Source organism: Flavobacterium panacagri, from assembly GCF_030378165.1.
GTDB lineage: Bacteria > Bacteroidota > Bacteroidia > Flavobacteriales > Flavobacteriaceae > Flavobacterium > Flavobacterium panacagri.
The window spans coordinates 169,824-192,467 of sequence record NZ_CP119766.1 but is presented as its reverse complement, the minus strand read 5'-3'; the positions used below and the strand labels follow the sequence as shown (position 1 = coordinate 192,467).

Annotated in this window: 16 protein-coding genes; 9 read left to right on the top strand and 7 right to left on the bottom strand. The window is 34.2% G+C overall.

What is annotated here, in order from left to right:
- The first annotated feature begins 10 nt into the window (after positions 1–10).
- Both P2W65_RS00935 and P2W65_RS00930 read left to right on the top strand, forming a co-directional pair.
- Positions 11–1,825 carry a RagB/SusD family nutrient uptake outer membrane protein gene (locus P2W65_RS00935; protein WP_289662851.1) on the top strand — a complete coding sequence of 605 codons (1,815 nt, stop codon included), beginning with the start codon at positions 11–13 and terminating at the stop codon, positions 1,823–1,825.
- Between the two features lie 34 nt (positions 1,826–1,859).
- Complete coding sequence (locus P2W65_RS00930) at positions 1,860–3,434, top strand: DUF4957 domain-containing protein (RefSeq protein ID WP_289662850.1); 1,575 nt, start codon at positions 1,860–1,862, stop codon at positions 3,432–3,434.
- Positions 3,435–3,535: 101 nt separating this feature from the next.
- On the opposite strand, the gene P2W65_RS00925 is transcribed toward P2W65_RS00930, so the two are convergent.
- The 4 genes from P2W65_RS00925 to P2W65_RS00910 form a co-directional block, all read right to left on the bottom strand.
- Positions 3,536–4,108 carry a pentapeptide repeat-containing protein gene (locus tag P2W65_RS00925; protein ID WP_289662848.1) on the bottom strand — a complete coding sequence of 191 codons (573 nt, stop codon included), beginning with the start codon at positions 4,106–4,108 and terminating at the stop codon, positions 3,536–3,538.
- A 29-nt stretch (positions 4,109–4,137) separates the two neighbouring features.
- The gene (locus P2W65_RS00920; protein ID WP_289666146.1) at positions 4,138–4,347 is read right to left on the bottom strand and encodes a hypothetical protein; all 210 of its coding nucleotides are present in this window, start codon (positions 4,345–4,347) and stop codon (positions 4,138–4,140) included.
- A gap of 63 nt (positions 4,348–4,410) precedes the next feature.
- Positions 4,411–5,331 (bottom strand): helix-turn-helix domain-containing protein, encoded by a 921-nt coding sequence (locus tag P2W65_RS00915; protein WP_246611235.1) that lies wholly within the window; start codon positions 5,329–5,331, stop codon positions 4,411–4,413.
- Between the two features lies 1 nt (position 5,332).
- Positions 5,333–5,896, bottom strand: a complete 564-nt coding sequence (locus P2W65_RS00910) for a DUF6642 family protein (protein ID WP_289662847.1) — start codon at positions 5,894–5,896, stop codon at positions 5,333–5,335.
- Positions 5,897–6,079: 183 nt separating this feature from the next.
- On the opposite strand from P2W65_RS00910, the gene P2W65_RS00905 reads away from it, so the two are divergent.
- Complete coding sequence (locus tag P2W65_RS00905; RefSeq protein WP_289662846.1) at positions 6,080–6,685, top strand: 5'-methylthioadenosine/S-adenosylhomocysteine nucleosidase family protein; 606 nt, start codon at positions 6,080–6,082, stop codon at positions 6,683–6,685.
- 44 nt (positions 6,686–6,729) lie between these two features.
- Here P2W65_RS00905 and P2W65_RS00900 read toward each other — a convergent pair whose 3' ends face one another.
- The 3 genes from P2W65_RS00900 to P2W65_RS00890 are packed head-to-tail and all read right to left on the bottom strand — an operon-like array spanning position 6,730 to position 8,910.
- Positions 6,730–7,053 carry a hypothetical protein gene (locus tag P2W65_RS00900; protein ID WP_289662845.1) on the bottom strand — a complete coding sequence of 108 codons (324 nt, stop codon included), beginning with the start codon at positions 7,051–7,053 and terminating at the stop codon, positions 6,730–6,732.
- Positions 7,054–7,111: 58 nt separating this feature from the next.
- Positions 7,112–8,077, bottom strand: coding sequence for a hypothetical protein (locus P2W65_RS00895; RefSeq protein ID WP_289662843.1), 966 nt, complete (start codon positions 8,075–8,077; stop codon positions 7,112–7,114).
- Positions 8,078–8,082: 5 nt separating this feature from the next.
- A complete protein-coding gene (locus tag P2W65_RS00890; protein WP_289662842.1) occupies positions 8,083–8,910 on the bottom strand; it encodes an SIR2 family NAD-dependent protein deacylase in 828 nt (275 codons plus the stop codon).
- A gap of 371 nt (positions 8,911–9,281) precedes the next feature.
- Between P2W65_RS00890 and P2W65_RS00885 the strand changes: the two genes are divergently transcribed.
- The 6 genes from P2W65_RS00885 (at position 9,282) to P2W65_RS00860 (ending at position 22,506) form a co-directional block, all read left to right on the top strand.
- The gene (locus P2W65_RS00885; RefSeq protein WP_289662841.1) at positions 9,282–13,415 is read left to right on the top strand and encodes a hybrid sensor histidine kinase/response regulator transcription factor; all 4,134 of its coding nucleotides are present in this window, start codon (positions 9,282–9,284) and stop codon (positions 13,413–13,415) included.
- 324 nt (positions 13,416–13,739) lie between these two features.
- Positions 13,740–16,766: a SusC/RagA family TonB-linked outer membrane protein gene (locus tag P2W65_RS00880; protein WP_289662840.1), complete on the top strand. Its 3,027-nt coding sequence runs from the start codon at positions 13,740–13,742 to the stop codon at positions 16,764–16,766.
- A 44-nt stretch (positions 16,767–16,810) separates the two neighbouring features.
- Positions 16,811–18,403, top strand: a complete 1,593-nt coding sequence (locus P2W65_RS00875; protein WP_289662839.1) for a RagB/SusD family nutrient uptake outer membrane protein — start codon at positions 16,811–16,813, stop codon at positions 18,401–18,403.
- Positions 18,404–18,632: 229 nt separating this feature from the next.
- A complete protein-coding gene (locus tag P2W65_RS00870) occupies positions 18,633–19,727 on the top strand; it encodes an endo-1,4-beta-xylanase (RefSeq protein WP_289662838.1) in 1,095 nt (364 codons plus the stop codon).
- A gap of 197 nt (positions 19,728–19,924) precedes the next feature.
- Positions 19,925–20,824, top strand: coding sequence for a PKD domain-containing protein (locus P2W65_RS00865; protein WP_289662837.1), 900 nt, complete (start codon positions 19,925–19,927; stop codon positions 20,822–20,824).
- A gap of 263 nt (positions 20,825–21,087) precedes the next feature.
- Complete coding sequence (locus P2W65_RS00860; RefSeq protein ID WP_289662836.1) at positions 21,088–22,506, top strand: hypothetical protein; 1,419 nt, start codon at positions 21,088–21,090, stop codon at positions 22,504–22,506.
- The last annotated feature ends 138 nt before the right edge of the window (positions 22,507–22,644 follow it).

The window sequence follows — 22,644 nt, the reverse complement described above, 5'->3', positions numbered from 1 at the left end:
TTATCACAAAATGAAACATAAATTAATAATAGCAGGATTGATAATTTCAAGTCTATTTAGTTCTTGCCAGCAATTTGAAGACGACTATTTAGAAACAGACGCACCGTCAACATTAAAGCCCGAATTGATTTTTTCTGATGCTGAACTTGCAAAAGGAGCTATTGATGGAATAAAAGTACCGTTCGCCGAAACGAACTCTTACAGAGGAAGATTTTTACCATATTATGGACTAAATACAGATGTAGAATGGTATAATGCCTCACAAACAGCAGGAGATAAAGCAGATTTGTGTGTTTACGATGCAAAACCAAGTAACACAGAAATGAACAATATAACGAATGCTTACGCGATGATGTATATGGGTATTGAGCGAGCAAATATTTGTATTGAAGGAATACGTAAGTATGGTAATCCTTTACCTGGAACAGAAATGGGACAGTTACTCGGAGAAGCATTAACACTTAGAGCTATTTACTATGCAGATTTGATTAAAGCATGGGGAGATGTTCCTGCTCGTTTTGAACCTATTACTACAGCGACTTTATATTTGCCTAAATCAAGCAGAGATGTTATCTATAAGCAAATAATTGCAGATTTAGGAGAAGCATCAACATTGGTGGCATGGCCGGGTACAACTTCTTATACCAGTACTGTTGAACATGTAAATAGAGCTTTTGTAAAAGGATTTAGAGCTCGTTTGGCATTGGCAGCAAGTGGTTATCAGCAATATCCTGATGGAGTAAGAAGAAGCAGTGATCCGGAACTTTCAGTGGCTACTATGTATGCATTGGCTTTAAAAGAATCTCGTGAAGTTATAGAAAGTGGTTCTGCTCACTTAGAATCTACTTTTGAAGGGCTTTGGAGAAAATATAATCAAGAAATTACCACAGCTGGTGGAGAATCTCTTTGGGAACTTCCTTTTTCAAATGGACGTGGACGTATGCTATTTACGTTTGCAGTAAAACACACTTCTGCAAGTGATCAATTTCAGCAAAATGGAGCGAACCGTGGAGGTGTAGCTGGTCCTTTACCATTTGTTTTTTACGATTATGATCAAACTGATTTGCGTAGAGATGTTACTTGTGTACCTTACAAATGGGGTACTGCTGTAGCAGCATCTCCGTATCCTATTGCTAAACAAGAGTTAGGAACATTAGATACATGGTATTTTGGTAAGTATCGTTATGAATGGATGACACGCAGAGTTACTTCAGATAATGATGATGGAGTTAATAAAATGTACATGCGTTATGCTGAAGTGTTGCTTATAGCTGCTGAAACAGCAAACGAACTAGAAGGGCCTAGTGCAGCAATGTCTTATTTAAAAGAAGTTCGTAGAAGATCATTTCCTGCAGCAGCTCAGGCTGAAAAAGTAGAGAACTATGTGAACGCTCTAAACAGTAAAGAAGCAATGTTTAATGCACTTGTTCTTGAGAATAAATATGAGTTTACAGGAGAAATGGAGCGTAAACAAAATTTAATTCGCTGGAATTTGTTAAAAGTAAAATTAGACGAAGCCAAACAAAAAATGGCTGACTTATCAGCACGTACTGGTAATTATGCTACTGTACCGTCAACTTTGTATTACAAGTACAAAACAGATAATGTAAGTTTAGATATTTACGGACTAAATAGAGGAGAAACAACAAACCCTGGAACAACATATTCATCTATTGCTTGGACATGGACAGGTACAGCTGCAGATACTAAGATAAACTCATTGTATAAAACAGGGGTTAATCCTGATAACAGACAATTCTGGCCAATATGGCAAGTGTTTTTGGATGGAAGTAATGGTCAATTAAAAAATGACTACGGTTATTAAAACCTTTAGAAATTAATAATAAATTTAAGGTATTATGATGAAATCAAAATATATATATAGAGGATTAATAGCCGTATTATTTCTTGCAATTGGAATTTCAAGCTGCGATAGTTATAATGAAGGCTTATTAGATGGTGTTGGGAACTCTAGAGAGTTTTCGCCAATTGGACTTACAGCCAGAGTTAGGAACTCAACCACAGTTGAGTTAAACTGGACTGTGAAGGCAGATGAAAATGCAGATCATTATGTAGTAGAATTTAGTCCAGATGATCCTGAATTTAAAACTATTTTCAAAACAGTTAATGTTACTACAAGCCAATTGCCAATACAAGTGCCTTTAGAAGGAGAAACTACTTATTATATTAGAGTAAAAGCTGTAAGTGCAGGTGGCCTTGACGATTCTAAATGGTCGATTACTTCTGCTGCTACAGCATCCGAACAAATTTTTCTTCCAATTAAACCAGAAGAAATCCAAGCAAATTCTATTATTTTGAGATGGGCGCCTAACAGTAATGTAACCCAAATTATATCGCAGCCTGGTGATGTGATTCACACTATAACAGCGGAAGAAAAAACAAAAGGAGAGGCAACTGTTACTGGTTTAACTCCAGAAACAAACTATACTGCTACTCTAAAAAATGGAACTAAAACAAGAGGAATACTAACATTTACTAGTGGTGTTGATTTAACAAAGGGTATTTTGGTAAATCCAGGGGATAATTTGACTGATAAAATAGCTCAAGCGACTGCAGGATCAAGATTGTTGCTTGTGCCAGGTACATATCAGACTACGGGAGAGCTAATTGTAAATAAAACTCTTATTATTAGAGGTACAAGGCCAGAGAATAAACCAAAACTGAATGTGAAATTTACTGTAAATCCAGGTCTTGTTGATCTTTCGTTGGTAGATTTAGATTTAGACGGAACTGCATTAACTAATGCTGCAGTGGTAACTATTTCAGGAACTTCTAATTATGGAAATATTTTAATCAGTAATTCTAGAGTTCATGATTATACAAGAGCTTTGATTGCTGCTAGTGCTTCAAATTCAAAAGTAACTTCATTTACAGTTGATAACAGTATTATCAAGTCAGTAAATACAAATGGAGGAGCTGATTTTATTGATTTTAGAAATACATATATTGCAAGTGTAGTTCTTAAAAATAGTACATTTGATTCTTGTTCTACAGGACGTGATTTTGTTAGGATAGATAATGTTCTTCCTGCTAGTGGAGGTTTGTCAGGAACAGGTTTAACAAGTAACGTAGTAATTGATGCATGTACTATCTATGCTCCTACATTACTAGCTAGTAATAGGATTTTGTATGTACGTTTTGATGCAAATGTTTTAGCGGTACGTAATACCTTGTTTGTTGTTGGACAGGCAATTTATACCAATCAAGTTACGACATCTGCTCCAGCATTTGGAAATAATAATAATTTTAATTCACCTAATTTAAAGGCAGCATTAACTAATAATAGACCTGATACTGGCGCAACAGAACTAAATCCACAATTTGTAAACGCAACTGCAGGAGATTTTACATTAGGCAACCAAACTTTAATAGATAATAAAATTGGAGATCCTCGTTGGATCAAACAGCAATAAATTCATGGTTAATAAATAGGAAAAGCGGAGTACAATTAATTTTGTATTCCGCTTTCTGTTTTTATGACAGCTCTCAAAAAAGGAGACTATTAATTTTTAAATCATTCAATTGATAAATCAAATTTTTCTAGCAAACCAGCAAGTGCTGTATGTGAAACTTTTGTTCCTTTAATTTTATTCTCTGACGGATCAAAAGCATAATTTCTGGAAGTTCTGAAATCGGTTTTTTCTAAAATACTTTCTACGAAAGTAGCACCGGACAGATCACAGTTCTTAAAAATTGCCAAAGATAAATCCGTATTTGAGAAATCGGTTTCTTTGAGAGAGCAGTCTGTGAAGTTGGTTTTCTTCAGCTTCTTATAAATGAAAGTAGAATAATCCAAAAGGCAATCTTCAAAATTCATGGAGAATAAAAAACTATTACTGGCACTAAAATCCAATCCCATAAGTTTGCATCCGATAAATTTGATGTTTTTTAAACCTGTATTTTTAAGAACTGCCAATGAAAGATTACAGTTTTTAAAAGTAGAGTCTAAGAAATCGTTATGACTTAAATCGCTTTTAGAAAAGTTGCAGTTAACAAATTCGCAGTTTACAAATTCTACATTCGATAAACTCTGTTCAGAGTAATCTACGGTATCAAAAGTTCTATTTTGATATAATTTGGTTTCCATATTATTTTATGAAGAGGTTGAAGGTTATTTTATTCTAATTCAATACAATCAAAAATGCCGTTGTTTTGAATTAGACTCGGAATGTCAAGTTCACTGTCGATTCTTAAAATATTGTCACAGTCTTCAAGATCAAAGTTCCACTTAGATTCAGGCAATAATTGATCTAGTAATAGAGATGCCGACTCAAATTTGGTCTGGCTGTCAACGGAAGTTTTAAAAACATAAATCATAATTTGCATTTTTTTCAAGAGGCAAATTTCTGAAAAAAGTAAAGCTTTTTGTTAGGATGTTATAATCAATAATTAGGACTTATCAATCATTTTTCGATAACGTATAGGAGAAATTCCTTCCGCTTTTTTAAAGAAACGACTAAAGTAAGATTGATCCTCAAAACCTACCTGAGTTGCGATTTCACCTACAGAAAGTGTGGTCTGAAAGAGTAAATATTTGGCCTCTAACAATATGTTTTCATCAATCCATTTTACGGCAGATTTCCCCGTTACGGTTTTGACACATTTATTCAAATGGTTAGGAGTTACGCTCAATAGAGAGGAATAATAATTGACCTGATGCTGGCTTTTGATATGATCGTGAATAAGCTCTTTGAATTTTGCTGTAATAACAGCAGCAGCCGAAATGCCTTTTGCCGTTTTTACCGCATTTTTATTCATTTCATAAAAAAGAGTAATCAGGTAAGACTGTACAATATTAAGATCTGTAAAGGCAGTTTCAGAATATTCTTTTTTCAATCGTTCCAAAATGTTGACAATGGAACCGATATCCTCTTTAGGAAGGCTTATTTTTGGGTTTCCTGAAATTTTTAAGAAATCAAATTCATTCAGCAGTTCTCGGCTTCCGTATTTTCGAATTAAAATATCAGGATGAAACTGACAGATAAATCCTTTATGTATATTGTTGACATTTTCAAGAGAGAAAATCTGTCCAGCAGGTACCATAATCATTTCGTTATCGGTCGTGATGTATTCCTGATGTCCCAATTTCATTACATGTTGTCCCGAAGAAATAAAAATTAAGGTATGGCAAGAATGTTTAGAAGGCGGAACAGGATGCTGCATCTGCATGATTTCCTCAATCTCTAGACAGAAAAAATGATCCGAATTGGATTTGAAAAGTAAATGAATGGGATTGTCTTCTCCCAGAAACTTCTCCCGAAATCCTGATGGACTGTATGTCTTTATTTTCTCAGCCTGCTTTTTTTTCATTTTAATAGTATAATCTAAAATCAAGCAGTTTACATAGATTATAATGTTTAGCATAAAGGTCTTCGACAACTTCAATCAAGTTATCGTTTTCCTGATACAAACTAAAAAATGCTTTATCAATCGTACTGCAGCTTGCAATTCTATTATAGGTGGATCCGTAACCGGAAATGGCTCTTGCTCCTGTTATATCCAGAAAATATTGTGATTCTTCTTCATTTAAATCTAAAACTTTAAGATTGGCAAAGTGGATGATTTTGCCCTTCATTTTTCCTTCAAAAAGTTCGGCGATTTCTTCTATACTATAGTAATAATCATGAAGGCAAATGTTGTTTTCCTGTCCTGGCATGGCAAGATAAATGATTTCATAATCTTTAAAATTATGATCTTCATACAATAAAATGTTCAAACTTTCTTCTAAACCTTCAATGGTATCGCAAGTTTTATGAATGCTCGAAATGCCTTGGTCAATAGCCAATTCTTCGAGACATTTTACCACATGCGTTGGAGTAAGATCGTCTATATCTTTCACGCCTTCTAGGCAGAAAATAAATTTTTCGCTATCCATGCAGTTTCTCTTTCTGGTTTTTAAGGATGGAAATTCTTTTTAACTGTTTCTAACAAAAGTATTTTTTAAAAAACAAAATCCCGCATTCAAACCAGAATTTAACGTGTTTTTTAGATTTTAAATTTAGGTTAGAACCGCGTAAATTTTAAAACGTATTTTTGTAAACCGAAAATTAAATTACGCATGATACAAATTAACCAGACAGAATCTTTTGCTGTCCAAGATATATTATTCTCATTTGCTCTTGAATCTGAAGCAGCTGAAGTTTTTAAAGGACATAACGTTTTAATTACTGGAATTGGTAAAGTAAATGCGGCTTATGAATTGACTAAAGCTATTCAAAAGAAAAAACCGGCTGTAATTATAAATCTGGGCTCGGCGGGAAGCAGTTGTTTTCAAAAAGGCGAAGTAATTTGTTGTACTCAATTTGTGCAAAGAGATATGGATGTCCGCGGTTTAGGTTTTGCCTTATACGAAACGCCGCTATCCGGTTTACCGCCAGTTTTAGAATACGGTTTAAAAATGGATGATTTGCCTGAAGGTATTTGCGGAACAGGCGATAACTTCGAAATGGAACATAAATCTGATGTTTACAATGTAGTTGATATGGAAGCTTATGCTTTAGCCGTGATTGCCATGAAAGAAAACATTCCATTTTTATCTTTAAAATACATTTCAGACGGTGCTGATGACAATGCTGCCGAAGACTGGACAGTCCAAGTGCATAAAGCAGCGATCGCTTATGGGAAAATTTTGGGGTTGATTGAGGAGACAGAAGTTATTTCTTAATGAAGTGGCTTTTTTAAAATTTTTAAGTCTAAAATAAGGTCGTTTTAATCAATAGTATTTTTTTTGTAAAACTTATATGTTCCATTTTCCTTTCTGTAAACCATAAAAATAGTTGTATTTGATTTTTTTGAAATAGAGTCTCCTATTTTCAGGTCAAAATTATCTTTAAATGTAGAATCAATTCTCAACCCATTTTGTAAATAAAATTCGGTTGTTGTTAATTGCCAATTATTTCGTTTGATAATAATACTGTTTACCTCCAATAGAATGAATTTTTTATTCAATTGATTATTGTATATAAGAAATGCAGTCACTCCGGAAACAACAATAAATATGGGCAAAATTCTAAGAACGGTTATTTTTTTCATCTTTATTTTAATTGAAAAGCTTTTATAGTGAAATCTTCAGAGTGTGGGGATTTACCATTTAAAAGTCATCTACCTTAATTTTCATTTTAGGAGTATTGATATCTATTTTATATTTCTTCAATACATCTCTTAAAAGTATTTTTTGTTTTTCTGTAGATAATCCTTCATAAATTACTTTTCCTTGCATTGTGTAAATTCCTGTAAATTCTGGACAACCTGAACCATTGCAACAGTCTGAACCATTAACTATATAATAATCATTGTCGCTAGTTTTCGCCAGATTTACTTCATAGATTGGAGTTTGTAAAGTATTCAAACTGCTTTTTGTAATAGTTTTTCTCTTTACAATCTTAACAGGCAGTTTATAATGTTTAATTAATTTATTTTTCTCAAAAAAAGATAATTCCTGATTTAAAATTATAGGACTGCTACAAAAATCATTTTTATAATCAATTATATCCAATGTGTCATTAGAAAACTGAGTTTCGATATCTAATTTAAAATTATGATTTTCTAATGTTTTTATGTTTTTGTTTTTAGAACCAAAAGATAGACTAGATTTTTCCTGAGATTTTCTATAGTTATCTAATGCGGCAACTTTAGTTTCATCTATTTGCAAATACTTTAAAATTCTTGCTAGAAAATGGTCTGAGACATATTGACCTTCTGAAAAATCTATATAATAGTCATTATTAGGTTTAAGAATAATTCCAGTGGAGAGGAAATTAATATATTCTTTTGTACCATCATGATCTTTTCTAACAAATAAAATAAGAATAGTTCCATCATACGGCTTAGTAGGTAAATTATTTTCTTGCTTTAATGATAATAATTCACTGCATATAGAAACTATTTCTTTTTTATCTGTAATTCTATATTCTTCAATTCCTCCATATGGATCAATAGCTCTGTTTTGTATATGAATCTCGCATACAGAATCTAATAACTCTTGAGTTATATCACTTCTTCTATCACAAGATGTCAATAAAAAAGATAGTAGTATGAAAAAATAAAATTTGTACATATTCTTTAAGTCAGTTGTATATTTTTAATCATCTCTTTTATGATTTTTAAAGCTTCAGTCGATGTTTTACGAATGATGATTTTATTTTTTTTATCCTTTATCAAAGCGGTAAACTGATTGTCTTCTATATTGATATCAACAATAGTTCCGCCATATTTTAGAGTGGTTTCTGCAATTGCAATCGGGAGATTTGTCGCGCCCGAAGTTCCCAGAATAAATAGTATTCCCGAATTTTTAGCAATTTTTAAAGAACTGAATTTTTTATTGGTTTTCTCATCATAATATTCATCAAACCATAAGATATTAGGTCTCATCCAGCTTCCGCAACTTTGACATTTTAAAAGTTCTATTTCTCTTTGAGTCAGATCTTCGTCAATTTCTTTTCCTTTTATTTCTTCAGGTAGCTTTACGATTTCTTTACAGCCTTTCGAACATTTAATTTCTCTATTGTTGCCATGGATTTCGAAAATTCTTTCGGTTCCGCTTTGTCGGTGTAAATTATCAATGTTTTGGGTAATAAGATGAAATCGGTCTTTCAGGATGTTTTCAATTTCAACCAATTCGTAATGACTTTCATTTGGTTTGGCATTTTGAAACATTTTCTTTCTAAACAAAGAATATTGCCAGACTTCTTCGGGATGTTCTTTAAAGTATTTAAAAGTTCCAAATTCTTCCGGTTTATGAAATTGTGTTCCTTTGACCCAAATTCCATCAACACCTCTGTAAGTTGGAATGCCGCTTTCTGAAGAAAGTCCGGCTCCTGTCAAAAAGGTAAAGAGGTTTCTTTTGTTTTTAGTTGAAACGTGATTTATTATATCTTCTAATTGTTGCATGTTTAGTTTTGAAAAACAGAATCGTATTTTTTGATTAAATATAAATTAAAAATGGATACTTCCGCTTTCTAATTTTAATTCAATAAAAAACGGACTTTTGAAAATGACTGCCCTAGCCCAGATAGGAGCGATATCCTTTGTGGTCTCGTAAAATAAAAACGAGACCACAAAAGATATAGCGGATAGCTGGAATTAGCTCCAAATTAAAAAACTACTCTTAAAAATTAGGGAGAAAGTACATCTACACCCCTTAAAAAGAAAAAACTCCCTCCTTTATTTTTCGCAATAGCGGTATTTTGCAGTGCATTCGATTGATTTTTTTCATAGGTTTATTGAAATTAAATTACTCGGGCGTTTATTCTATTTTGTTTATGAAAAGCATCAAAAACTACATTTTAAGTTTTATTCTATTTTTTGCAACTGCTGTCAGTTCATTTGCTCAAAGTTCCGATTTGTACTTTGACCATATTAACTATGATACCAGTTTTTCGCAGAGTATGATTTCGAGTATTCATCAAACCAAAAAAGGTTTTATTTGGATCGGAACGGCGAACGGCTTGATTAGTTATGACGGATATGATTTCCTTCGATATGTTTACAATAAGGACATTTTGAACAGTATCAGCAATAATCACGTAAATGTAATTCTGGAAGACAATCAAAAAGAACTTTGGATTGGAACCAATAACGGACTGAATCTTTTTAATAAAAACGAAAGAAGTTTTGTACGTGTCGATGTCCAGAAAATAAAAGGCGGGCGAAATTATATTTCTTCCATAATTCAGGACGATGAAAACCGAATCTGGATTGGAACTTTTGGCGGAATCAAACGCCTGAACAGACAGCAATATTTACTGGAAGAAATCTCAAACGATCATAATTCGCCATTCAGAAAAAGCAGGGTTTTGTCTTTGTTTTACGATCGTAATTATGGAGTTTTAGTTGGAACTTCTAAAGGTTTGGAATGTTTTGATCCTAAAAACGGTTCTAAAAAAACGCTTCCAAAAGCTTTGGTAGAAAATGAAGCTTTACTAAAATCTAAAATCTGGAAAGTCGTCAAAGAAAAGAATGGCGATTTGTGGTTTGCAACCGAAGCCAATGGCGTTTTTCATTTTGATGTCGATAAAAATGTTGTCAAAAATTATCTGCTGAATACAAATAACAGAAATAGTTTATCCTCAAACTGGGTAAATGATATTGTTGCAGTGGACAATAATACGATTTGGTTTGCTACAAAAAACGGTTTGTGTGTTTACAAAAAAGACAGAAATCAGTTTACCAAATACGGACACAATCCGTTAGAAAGTTACAGCCTTTCAGACGATGATGTAAAATGCTTTTTAAAAGATCGTCACAATGATATTTGGATTGGTACAAATGGAGGAGGAGTTAATCTTTTTCAGAAAACAAATGCCAATTTCACCAACATCAGAGAAGTGGTTAAACCGAATTTCGGATTAAATACCGCTTTTGTCAATGCGGTTGCACGAGAAAATGACGGTGCTCTATGGGTTGGAACGAATGGAGGAGGTTTAAATTATCTTGATTTTAGAAATAACCGAAACACAACGTATCAGATTGAAGGTTATGATTTTGACAAAAGCGTGAATATGATTACAGCTTTGGTCAATCAGAACAAGCAGAATTTATTTTGTGGGACTTTCAACGGATTATTTAAATTCAATAAAAGCAGTAAAACATTTCAGTTTATCTCGCTTTCGCGAAAGGATTCCAAAGAAAGAGAACGTCCGATTACTTCTTTGTTGATGGATAATGAAGATCTTTGGGTTGGAACCAACGGAAACGGACTGAAAAAAGTAATGCCCGACGGAACGGTCGAAATTTATATGGCAGACGGCAGTTCGAATTCGCTTAGCGATAATTTTATTACCGATTTGGTGAACCGAAAAGACGGACTTTGGATTGCTACACAATACGGTTTGAATTATTTCGATAAAAAACTAAAAAAGGTTACAAGAGTTTTTAAAACCGGCGGAAAAAGCGGTTTGTCTAACAACAGTCTTACTGTCATGTTTACCGATTCTAAAAACCGATTTTGGATCGGTGCCGAAAGCGGAGGCGTGAATTTATTTGACGAAAAGAAAGGAAGATTCTTTGAAATCAACCGTTCGATGGGTTTTACAGATGAAACCATAAAAAGTATTTCGGAAGATTCGGAAGGAAATATCTGGATTAGCGATAATAATTTGCTTTATAAGTTAAAAACCAAAAAGTTAAGTCCGACTTTTAGAATTTCCGATTTTGAAATTACTTCTTATTCATCGAAAGATGGATTGAAAGTAAAGCAGTTTTCTAATAATTGCAGTATACAGCTGAATGCTAAAGAACTTGCTTTTGGCTGTTCGAACGGATTAGTGCTTTTTAATCCTTCGAAATTAATTAAAACCGAAGATAAAGCGCCAATTGTCCTAACCAAACTAATCGTAAATAATGAAGAAATCAGACCAGGAAATAAAGAGGTTTCGTTGGAAAAACGTATTAGCGAAACTTCTGAAATCACTTTAAAACACGATCAGGGCTATATTGGAATAGAATTTAGTGCCATGAATTTTATTTCGCCCGAAAAAAGTGAATATGCGTATAAACTGGAAAGTTCGTTTAATAAAGACGAATGGCATGTAATAGGTTCACAGCATTACATCAATTTGACGAACCTGAATTCGGGAACTTATACTCTAAAAATCAAAACTTCAAGCGGAGGCGGAGAGTGGAATCCGTCGGTTAAAACTTTAAAAATTATTATGTTACCGCCCTGGTGGAAAACGTGGTGGGCATACTTAATTTATGTTGCTTTACTAGCAGGAGCCGGAGTTTTATTGTTCCGTTTTTTAAGAAACCGTGAATTATTAAAACAAGCTTATTATCTGGAACAGGTTGAAAAAGAAAGACAGGAAGAATTGTATAAAATGAAACTGGATTTCTTCACGAATGTTTCACACGAAATTAGAACGCCATTAACCCTGATAAGCGGGCCAGTTGAAGAATTATTAAATGGAGCCGAAAAGAATTCGAATCTGGAACATAAACTGAAAATCATTAAAAACAATTCGGATCGCCTTTTGAAATTGGTTAACGAATTAATGGATTTCAGAAAAGCCGAAAAAGGAAGCATGAAAATCTATTGCGAACAGCAAGATATTGTTTCGTTTTGTTTTGATATTTATGAATCGTTCCGAGGCATTGCAGTAGAGAAAAAAATCGATTATAAGTTTGTGCTGAATATCAATACGGCTTTGATTTATTTCGATAAAAATCAAATGGAGAAAGTGATTTATAACCTGCTTTCGAATGCTTTTAAATTTACGGGCAAGAATGGCAGAATTACTTTGGCTGTCGAGCAAAAAGAAGATTCTGATTTGATTGAAATTAAAGTAAAAGACAACGGAATTGGGATTCCAGAAAATAGAAAGAAGAAAATCTTCAAGAACTTTTTTCAGCTGGACGAACGCGGAAGCGCCAATTTAGGAAGCGGAATTGGTTTGGCGCTAAGTAAAAGTATTGTTGAATTACATCATGGCGAAATAAAAGTACAGACTGAAGCCGACGCTAATTTCAACACCATTTTTACAATTACTTTAAAGAAAGGAAAAGAGCATTTTAAGAAATCGCAGATTGTTGAAAATTCGGTTAAGATTGAAGAAAATGCAAATCCGATTTCAGATGTTAAAACTGAAATTGATCTTTATGAACCCGAATATTTAGAGGAACCGGAAAACACTTCTAAAAAGACCGTCCTAGTAATTGAAGACAATGAAGAAGTGCTCTCTTTTGTCTACGATATTTTGTACGCCGATTATAAAGTGCTGAAATTCATAAATGGAATCCAGGCGCTGGAATATATGGAAAAAGAAATTCCGGATTTGATTGTAACCGACGTGATGATGCCAGAAATGGATGGATTTGAATTGTGTACGATTTTAAAAACAAGTCAGAATACCAATCATATTCCGGTTATTTTATTGACAGCAAAATCGTCAACTTTAAACAGAATCGAAGGGCTTTCAACTGGTGCAGATGCTTATATTTCGAAACCTTTCAGTATTGAAGAATTAAAACTGACGATTGCGAATTTATTATCAGCCAAAGAAATCATGCGTCAGAAATATGGTGACGGATTTATTGAAGATACGGAACAGGAAAATCTAAATACACCCGAAGGACAGTTCCTAAAAAAACTAATTCAGATTATTGAAGCCAATCTCGATAATACTGATTTTGATGTAAACGATCTGGTCAACGAAATCGGAATGAGCAGAACAGTATTATATAAAAAAGTACAAACGCTGACGAATCAGTCTGTGGCTGGCCTTATTAAAAATATGCGTTTAAAGAAAGCGGCGAGTCTTTTAATCAATACTAGTTATTCGGTTTCTGAAGTTACTTATATGGTAGGTTTTAATGATCGAAAACACTTTAGTAAAGAATTTAAAAAGTTTTATAATTTATCGCCAAGTGAGTATAAAGGGGCTCAGGTGAAAAATTAACCTCCTATTTAACCGCAAAGCGCGCGAAGGTTTACGCAAAGTCCGCAAAAGTTTGAATATTAAAACTTGCGGACTTTGCGCTTTTATTCCTTGCGTGCTTTGCGGTTAAATAACCAGAACTAAAAAAAATAAGCACCTCACAATTTTTTAAGGTTTATATTACGAATCCCGTTTTTTAAGGCATTACAAAGCATGAAATTCGCAAATAAACACATTCACGCCCCCAAATGCGAATGTTTTCCTCCCCTAAAACCATCATTTATTAGTCACATTTGCAACATAAATCATGACTGATTTCTATCTAACTAACCAAACAATTATTTTATGAAACAAAACAAACCTGTAAAGATGTTTTGCCGTGAAGGAAAATATCTCAAACTAGTTGTATTACTTCTGATGTGTATTCTCTCAACCACTGCGAGTGCACAAGAAAGTTCGATTACTGGAAAAGTAGTCGATAATGCAGGATTGCCTCTTCCGGGTGTAAACGTTCACGTTAAAGGAAGTACAAAAGGAACCCAAACCGATTTCGACGGTAACTTCACAATCAGTACTGCCCCAAAAAGTACACTTGTATTCTCTTTCATCGGAATGGATGAGGTTTCGGTGGAAACCGAAAACAAGAAAAACCTAAAAGTAGTTTTAAAACCAAGTTCTCAAGCCTTAGACGAAATCATCGTTGTAGGTTATGGCACCAAAAAGAAAAGCGACGTAATCAGTTCTGTGGCTTCGGTAAAACCGGGTGACATGACCAAAGTAGCAACTTCAGATGTTGGAGAAATGCTTCGTGGTAAAGCTGCCGGAGTACAAGTAAGTTTAAATGATGGCGGACCGGGAAGTTCTTCTTCCATCCAAATTAGAGGAAAAAAATCGATTAATGGAAGCAACGAGCCAATTGTTATTGCAGACGGAATCGTAATTGGAAACATTAATGATATTAATGCCAACGATATTGCTTCTCTAGAAATCTTAAAAGATGCCGCTGCTCAATCTATTTATGGAGCAAGAGCTTCAAATGGTGTAATCTTAATTACGACTAAAAGAGGAAAAACAGGAAAGGCAAAAATCTCTTATAATGGTTTTTCGGGAGTTCAGACCATCAATAGAAATTTTGATGTTTACAGTGGAGAAGAATTTGCACAGCTAAAAAGAGAAGCCTACAGAACAAGCAATGGTGGAGTTTACAGACCAGACGATCAGGTTTTTACTCCTTTAGAATTGGAATCTGTTCAATCTGGAAAATATATTGATTGGGAAAAACTGGTTTTAAGAACGGGCGTAACCAATAACCATAGTGTGAGCATTTCATCTGGAACAGAGAAAACTAGTATTTTTTCTAGTATCAACTACATCAATACTTCTGGAGTAATTGCTAATTCGGATTACGATAAGGTAGCGATGCGAGTAAATGTCGATCAAAGAATTACAGATTGGCTGAAAGTAGGAATGAATGTTTCGCTTCAGTATTCAGAATCGAACCGTCCGAATGTGGGGAATATTTTGAATAATGCGATTAATACCTCGCCATTAGGACAGGTTTATAATGAAGATGGTTCTTTCCGTTATCTGCCGGGAGGAATTCAGGAAACACCAAATCCCTTGATTGATGTTTACGAAACCAATACAAACGAATTAAATCGTAACGATATCATGAACATCTTTTTGGATATTAATCTGGCAAAAGGTTTTACTTATAAATTGAATGCCAGCCGTAGATCGTGGAATTACAAAGCGATGTCTTTCAATTCTTCAAAATCACTTTCAGGAATTGCAAACTCAGGACAAGGAAGCGGTTATATTCGTTTTCAGGATAACGTAGAATATCAATTGAGTAATATTTTGCATTATAATTTAAATGTAGCCGAAAAAAATCATTTTAACGTAACTGGAGTTTATGAGATTACTTCTTCGGAATACAATGATTTTAGAAACTCAGCAAGCAGAATTCCGAGTGATATTCTTGGGATTTACGGTTTAGAAAGTGCTTTCTTAAATACGCCTGAAATTGGAGGAAATGAAAGATCGCTGATTTCTTTCGCAGGAAAATTAGAGTACGATTTCGACAGCAAATATTATTTTACAGTTTCAGGAAGAGCTGATGGATCTTCTGTTTTTGGAGCCAATAATAAATGGGGATTCTTCCCGGCTGTCAATGCAGCATGGAATGTTTCGAATGAAGAATTCATGAGAGAGCACGTTCCAGTAATCAGCAACTTGAAATTAAGAGCAAGTTATGGTAAAGTAGGAAACCAGCCGAAAGATCCGTATCAAAGTATGGCAACGGCAACTCAGAGAGATTACATTATCAATGGTGTAAAAGTTTCGGGTTATGTGCCAGGTTCGCAATTATCCAATCCAGATTTAAGATGGGAAACTTCTACTCAATTAAACTTGGCTGCCGATTTCGGTTTATTCAAAAATAGATTGAATGGAACAGTTGAGGTTTACAATACCGATACTTCAGATTTATTGATTTATGAAACGCTTAACGCGAATACAGGTTACACGACCAAACTTTCTAATATTGGAAAAGTCAACAATAAAGGTTTGGAAGTGACTTTGAATGGCGATGCAATTAAAACAAAAGATTTTAGACTGAATCTGGGAGCCACGTTTACTAAAAACAAAAACAGCATTGTAAGTATCTACGGAAAAGATGCAGACGGAGACGGAAGAGAAGATGATGCTGTTGGAAACTTATGGTTTATTGGAAAACCGATTGATGTTTATTACAGATACAAAGCAGTTGGAATTTATCAGGAAGGAGAAAATATTCCGCTGGTAACAGGAACTACTTTATATCCTGGAGATATAAAATTGTGGGACGCAGATCCGTCAAATGGAGCCAATCCAAATCCAGATCAAGACAGAGTAATTACGTCTAAAATGCCGGATTGGTTCGGAACTTTCTCTGTGGCGTTAGAATATAAACAATTTGATTTTTCAGCAGATATTTATACTGTTCAGGGAGTTACAAGAGACAACTTATTCTTATACGATTATGTTCGTGGAGGTTCTTTACGAGGAGTGAAAAACGGTATCAAACAAGATTATTGGACACCAGAAAATCCAGGAGGAAACTGGCCGAGACCAAGAGACGGAAATGATCCGCCGTACATCAATACTCTAGGATTGCAAGATGCCTCATACATTCGTTTACAAAACGTTTCAGTTGGATTTAAATTCCCGGAAAGTACGCTGAAACCATTAGGATTAAGCAATATGAGACTTTACGTAACAGGAAGTAATTTGGTTACCCTTACCGATTACCAATCGTATAGTCCAGAAAAAGAAATATACGATTATCCAGAACCTGTTACTTGTGTTATCGGATTGCAGGTAGGTTTCTAATCACAAGGTTTAAGACATTTCAATAAATAAAAAATAACAAGATCATGAAAAATATAAATTTTCTATTTGTTTTGATTTTCGGACTTTCTTTAGGACTTACTTCGTGCGAAGATTTTCTGGAGGAAACAGTAAAAGATCAGGTTTCAGTAGATTATATCTACAATTCTCCGGCTGGTTTAGAAGTTGGAGTTAATGCACTTTACAACCAGATGCGTTTTTACAATCTGCCATCTGGGGACAACAGCGATTTATGGGCCAATGTATTCTTTATGGTGGCAACCGATTTAGGTTTGCACAGAACATGGAATACACCTTACGGAACTGGTCATAACCCACAGTCGTTTACAGGTTCAAAATGGATTCAGGGATATAAAATCATTGACAGATGTTCGGCTATTATTACTTCGGCAAGATCTATAAAAATGGATGAAGCTGCTAAGAAAAGATTAGTAGCACAGGCTCGTGTAATTAGAGGCGAATTGTATTTGGATTTAAAACAAATGTATGGCGGCATTCTAATCGATACGATTCCAACAACACCTCAAAACATCAACGATCCAGTTGAATATAAAGTAGCCAGCGATGCAGATGTTTACAAATTAATTGATGGAGATTTGGATTATGCAATTGCCAACCTTCCTTTTAAAGTAGATCCAGGACGTTACGGACAAGGTGTTGCCAGACACATTCGCGGTAAAAGCGCTTTATGGCAGCAAGACTGGACAGAAGCAGCAACACAATTTGATGCCATTATTAATGATGGAACTCATGGTTTGGTAAACCTTATTGATGTTTGGGGACAAAACGGAAATCATAAAGAATCACTGTTTACCTATCAAAAAGACTTTTTATTAGGGCCTGATGATAATTTAGCCGGAGGCGGTGGTTCTTGGTTGAGCAGTGTTTTTACCCACAGAACTTACGAATTGAATACAAGCGAATTGGTTCAGGATGTGGCTTACGGAGGTCAGGCTTTAGGATGGTTTTATCCGAATAATTATTTGAAATCATTATACGATCAGACAAATGACTTGAGATTTAAAACGTATTATTATTCAGATAATTATCAAGATTATAAAATCAACGTTCCAAGTAATCCAAAATTTGGACAGCCAATTACCAATCCAGCCATTGCAGCGCCAAACGGAAACTATAGAGCTTGGCATTGGAGTTTAAAGAAATATCATGATTCAGAAAAACTGCCAATGACTTCAAATAGTTACAAAGATTATATGTATTACAGATTAGCTGAAACTTATTTATTGGCTTCTGAAGCGTATCATAATTTAGGTAATGATACTAAAGCTTTGGCTTATTTAAACAAAGTAAGAAGGAGAGGATACACTGGAAATCCTGAAAGCACTGTAACCACTTTTGATTTGACAGCTTGGACATTAAATAATTATTTAGACGAATCAGCAAGAGAATTAGCATTTGAAAATAACAGATGGTTTCTGTTGAAAAGACTTGGACTTTTGGTCGAAAGACAAAATTTATATTTCCGTTCAAGTCCATCAGGAACTATTTCTGGAGAAGTACAATTGAAAATGACTCCAGCAATGGTAAACATGCCAATTCCACAGAGTCAAATCGATTTAATGGGAAAACCAGCAGGTTTTAATGTTGGGTACAATTAATTTGATTTAAACACATAGAAACATAGATTAAAATAAAGAAACTAGTTTCTCACACACAGATTACTATGTGAATTTAAATAAGTGAAACGCCTTTTTTTAAGTTTCTCAAAAACTATGTCTCTATGTGTTTAAAAAATCACACCCAAAAAAGTTAAGGTTAAAGTTAGTAATAACCCATCCGGAAGTTAGCATAATCCTAATCTGACTTCCGGATTTAAAAAGACACAAAATGATAAATAAAAAATATATTCTTGGTATACTTACCGTTTTGTTGTTTGCATCCTGCAGCAACGACGAAAAAGTAGTTTTTATTAATGCAGATGAAGGCGATACAGGAAATCCAAATCCGATTACGCAGACTTTAAAAGAAAAAGCAAAGTTTAAAATTGGAGCCGCAGTCAAAATGAGAGATTTGCAAAATGAAGCCAATTTTAAAAATGCTGTTTTAAAACATTACAATCAAATTTCGGCAGAATTTGAAATGAAAATGGCCACTATTTGGTCTTCTTCAACGGCTTACAATTATACTGCAGCCGATTATTTAGTTGGTTTTGCCAAAGACAATAATATGGAAGTTCACGGACATACTTTAGTTTGGTATGATTCATTTCCAGAATGGTTTAAAAATGCCAAATACGATTCTATTGCCTTCGAGTCAAAAGTGAAAATTTACATAACCGATGTTGTTGGGCGTTATAAAGGCAGAGTAAAAAGCTGGGACGTTGTCAACGAAGTTTTTGCAGATGGTGGAGCTATGCGAAACGAAACCGTAATAAACTCATTATTTAAAGATCCAATAGGTTTTTATGGAAGATGTTTTAGATATGCGAAAGCAGCAGATCCAGACGCCAAATTGTTTTACAACGATTACAGCGTAGTGCTGGATGCAGGAAAAAGAGCATCCATCAAAAAAATGGTGACCAGATTCAAAGCCAACGGAGTGCCTATTGATGGTATTGGAGATCAGTTTCACTATGCTACAGACACCAACAGGCAGACTATGAAAACCGGTTTTACAGATATGGCTTCGACAGGATTGTTAATTCATATTTCAGAATTAGATATCAAAGTCAATACAAGTAAATCTGATTCCTATGTTTTTAATGATGCCGAAGCTCAAAAACAGTCAGAAACCTACAAGTACATCACGACTATGTATGAAGAATTGCCTCAAAACCAAAAATTTGCCATTACAACTTGGGGAGTAACCGATAAATATACTTGGCTGACAAGCTTTTGGCATTATAAAGAATATCCATTGCTTTTAGATGCTGACTATAATAAAAAACCAGCTTACCAAGGATTTTTAGAAGGATTGAAATAGGATTTTAGAATATAGAGAATAGAATATAGAACAAAGAAAATACAATATGGAAATAGAAACTAGAGATATCACAAATGAGATTTTTAAGGAAGTCTTTTTTCTATGTTCTATTCTCTATATTCTTCAAAATAAAAAAGTCTTTTCTCTATAATCTATGTTCTATTTTCTATAAAAAAATAACCAAAAAAATTAAAATCATGACCATAAAACTAAACCATATACCGAAATTAAAATATTTCCTTTTAGTGCTTTTTGTAGGTTTGCTTTCCTGCGAAGACGATGTGCGCGAAGTATATCTTTATAAAAAAGGAGAATTAAATGCGACTTCAACAAATACAGCCATTCAGGGAGGAGAAACGGTAACCTATACCGATTCGTCGACAAAAGTGCGTGCCATAAAATGGACTTTTCAAGGCGGTTCGCCAGGGGCCTCAATTGAGCCAAATGTTGAAGTAAAATATACCAAAGCAGGAACTTTTACCACTACTTTAGAAATCACTTTTGTAGATAATACCATTCAAAAGAAAACGTTCACAGTTGAGGTAGAAGCACCGCCTACGCCGCCAATTGTTATTCCAACAGATGCCCTTAAAATCTACTCTGAAAATCCTGATTTTACCAAAACGGCTCCAGTTTTAAACTGGGTTTCAAGCAATCAGTTTGTAATTAAAGAAGTAGCAACTGATGGATATGAAGGCGTTTACAGAAACTTTTCTCTTCCGGCAACTCCACCTGCAGCAGAAGCAAAATGGGCAATGGCAATTCTGCAGTTTGTCAATTTCACAGATATTTCATCTTACACTTATATCAATATGGCAGTAAGAACTACAAGTACTGGAAAAATCAGATTTAGAATGAAAGATGCGACTAATACTGGTTATGTTGAATTTGATGCAACAAGCAACTTATACGGACTAAAAAGAGATGGAAGCTGGAACATGGTTCAAATCCCAATCGCAGAATACAAAAAGCAAAATCCGGCATTAGATTTAACTAAAATCAAAGACATTTTGGTTTTGAGAAGTGTTGATCCAGAAGATGTAAGAGCTTTAAACAACTATACGTTTGATTTCGATCACATTTATTTGTCTAAATAGTTTTTTAAACACATAGGAACATAGATTTTTTTAGACTTGGAAAGAGTATAGAAAGAAACTAGTTTCTAACACATAGTTAAACTTTGTGAATGTAGACAATTAAAAATCTGCACCATCTGCAAAATCTGAGAGAAATAGCAGAAAATAAAATCTAGCTATGTGCATTTATGCAAGTGAAACGCCTTTTATGCTCAAAGTAAAGCTATGTTTCTATGTGTTAAAAAAAATGAACACAGTATTTCCTCTCAAAAAAATAATTAAAAATGAATTTAAAGAAACATTCCATTTGCGTATTGTTCTGTTTTACAAGTGTCATATCGTTGAATGCTCAGAATAAAATTACCTATCAAAAAGTTGAAGCCAGACAAAATGCTTTAGATCCAAAATGGATTTCTTACGAAGCCAAAACTATTGATAAACTGCCTGGATTTAAAATCAAAAAACAAGAATCGACTTCAATTTACGGCGGATCAAAAGTCTGGCAGAAAGAAGCAACAGGATTTTTTAGAACCGAAAAAATAGACAATAGATGGTGGATTATTGATCCTGAAGGTTATCCTTATATCTATAAAGGAATTGCCGTTTTTAATGCAGGACGTTCTGTAAACCAGCAGAAAGCATTTGATAAGAAATTCGGAAGCAAAGAAAACTGGGTCAAACAAGAATCGAAATTACTTCGTGACAACGGATTCAATGGCGTAGGAGCTTGGTCGAATGTTGATTTGGTACGAAATGCTGAAAATCCGTTGGTTTATACGGTAATTATTTCGCCAATGGGAATGTATCATTCGGATCACATCAAGAAATACGGCGGAAAATACAAAGAAGCAAGCTGGCAAAATTACCGCTTTGATCTGGTAATGGTTTTTGATAAAGAATTTGATGCTTACATCGAAAAATCGGTAAAAGAGGTTGCCCAGTACAAAAATGATAAGTATTTGATGGGTTATTTTACTGATAATGAATTGCCTTGGTATAATGACGCATTAGATAAACATTTAACTTTATTGGCCAAAGATGAGCAGGGTTATATCGCTGCAAAAGAGTGGTTTGATAAAAGAAAAGGTTTTAATGCTTCCGTTTCGGATATTACTCAGGAAGACCGAATGGCATTTACCGCTTTTTATTTTGAAACTTATATGAAAAAGGTAACGGAAGCACTTCGAAAAGCAGATCCAAACCACATGTATTTAGGATGCCGTTTCAATCAGGATAAAGAACAGGAATTGACGAATCCTGAGATTTTTAAAGTGGCAGGAAAATACATGGATATTATTTCAATTAATCATTACAGAAAATGGGAACCGAGTCAGGATTTAATGAACAAATGGGGCGAGTGGTCAGGAAAACCATTTTTAATTACAGAATGGTATACTAAAGGAGAAGATTCAGGTTTGCCCAATAATACAGGTGCCGGATGGTTAGTTAGAACTCAAAAAGAAAGAGGGCTTTTTTATCAGAATTTCACTTTAGAACTTCTGAAAAATAAAAATTCAGTAGGCTGGCATTGGTTTAAATATATGGATAATGATCCGCTGGATTTAAGTACGGATTATTCCAACAGAGATTCGAACAAAGGAATTGTGAACAGCAATTTCGAACCGTATCAGCCATTATTAAAAGAGATGAAAGTGATCAATGATAATGCTTATGAATTGACGCGTTATTTTGATAAAATGTAAAAGTTTAAACACATAGAAACATAGATTTTTTAGACTTGAAAAAAGGATACTAAAAGAAACTAGTTTCTAACACATAGCTAAACTTTGTTAGTAAAATCCAGCTATGTGTATTTATGCAAGTGAAACGCCTTTTGCACA

Bases quoted from the DNA above. Each gene is read 5' to 3' on its own strand.
- P2W65_RS00890 (WP_289662842.1), bottom strand. From the start codon at position 8,910: ATGCAACAATTAGAAGATATAATAAATCACGTTTCAACTAAAAACAAA.
- P2W65_RS00910 (WP_289662847.1), bottom strand. From the start codon at position 5,896: ATGGATAGCGAAAAATTTATTTTCTGCCTAGAAGGCGTGAAAGATATA.
- P2W65_RS00900 (WP_289662845.1), bottom strand. From the start codon at position 7,053: ATGAAAAAAATAACCGTTCTTAGAATTTTGCCCATATTTATTGTTGTT.
- P2W65_RS00885 (WP_289662841.1), top strand. From the start codon at position 9,282: ATGAAAAGCATCAAAAACTACATTTTAAGTTTTATTCTATTTTTTGCA.
- P2W65_RS00930 (WP_289662850.1), top strand. From the start codon at position 1,860: ATGATGAAATCAAAATATATATATAGAGGATTAATAGCCGTATTATTT.
- P2W65_RS00875 (WP_289662839.1), top strand. From the start codon at position 16,811: ATGAAAAATATAAATTTTCTATTTGTTTTGATTTTCGGACTTTCTTTA.
- P2W65_RS00905 (WP_289662846.1), top strand. From the start codon at position 6,080: ATGATACAAATTAACCAGACAGAATCTTTTGCTGTCCAAGATATATTA.
- P2W65_RS00895 (WP_289662843.1), bottom strand. From the start codon at position 8,077: ATGTACAAATTTTATTTTTTCATACTACTATCTTTTTTATTGACATCT.
- P2W65_RS00870 (WP_289662838.1), top strand. From the start codon at position 18,633: ATGATAAATAAAAAATATATTCTTGGTATACTTACCGTTTTGTTGTTT.
- P2W65_RS00935 (WP_289662851.1), top strand. From the start codon at position 11: ATGAAACATAAATTAATAATAGCAGGATTGATAATTTCAAGTCTATTT.
- P2W65_RS00925 (WP_289662848.1), bottom strand. From the start codon at position 4,108: ATGGAAACCAAATTATATCAAAATAGAACTTTTGATACCGTAGATTAC.
- P2W65_RS00865 (WP_289662837.1), top strand. From the start codon at position 19,925: ATGACCATAAAACTAAACCATATACCGAAATTAAAATATTTCCTTTTA.
- P2W65_RS00860 (WP_289662836.1), top strand. From the start codon at position 21,088: ATGAATTTAAAGAAACATTCCATTTGCGTATTGTTCTGTTTTACAAGT.
- P2W65_RS00920 (WP_289666146.1), bottom strand. From the start codon at position 4,347: ATGCAAATTATGATTTATGTTTTTAAAACTTCCGTTGACAGCCAGACC.
- P2W65_RS00915 (WP_246611235.1), bottom strand. From the start codon at position 5,331: ATGAAAAAAAAGCAGGCTGAGAAAATAAAGACATACAGTCCATCAGGA.
- P2W65_RS00880 (WP_289662840.1), top strand. From the start codon at position 13,740: ATGAAACAAAACAAACCTGTAAAGATGTTTTGCCGTGAAGGAAAATAT.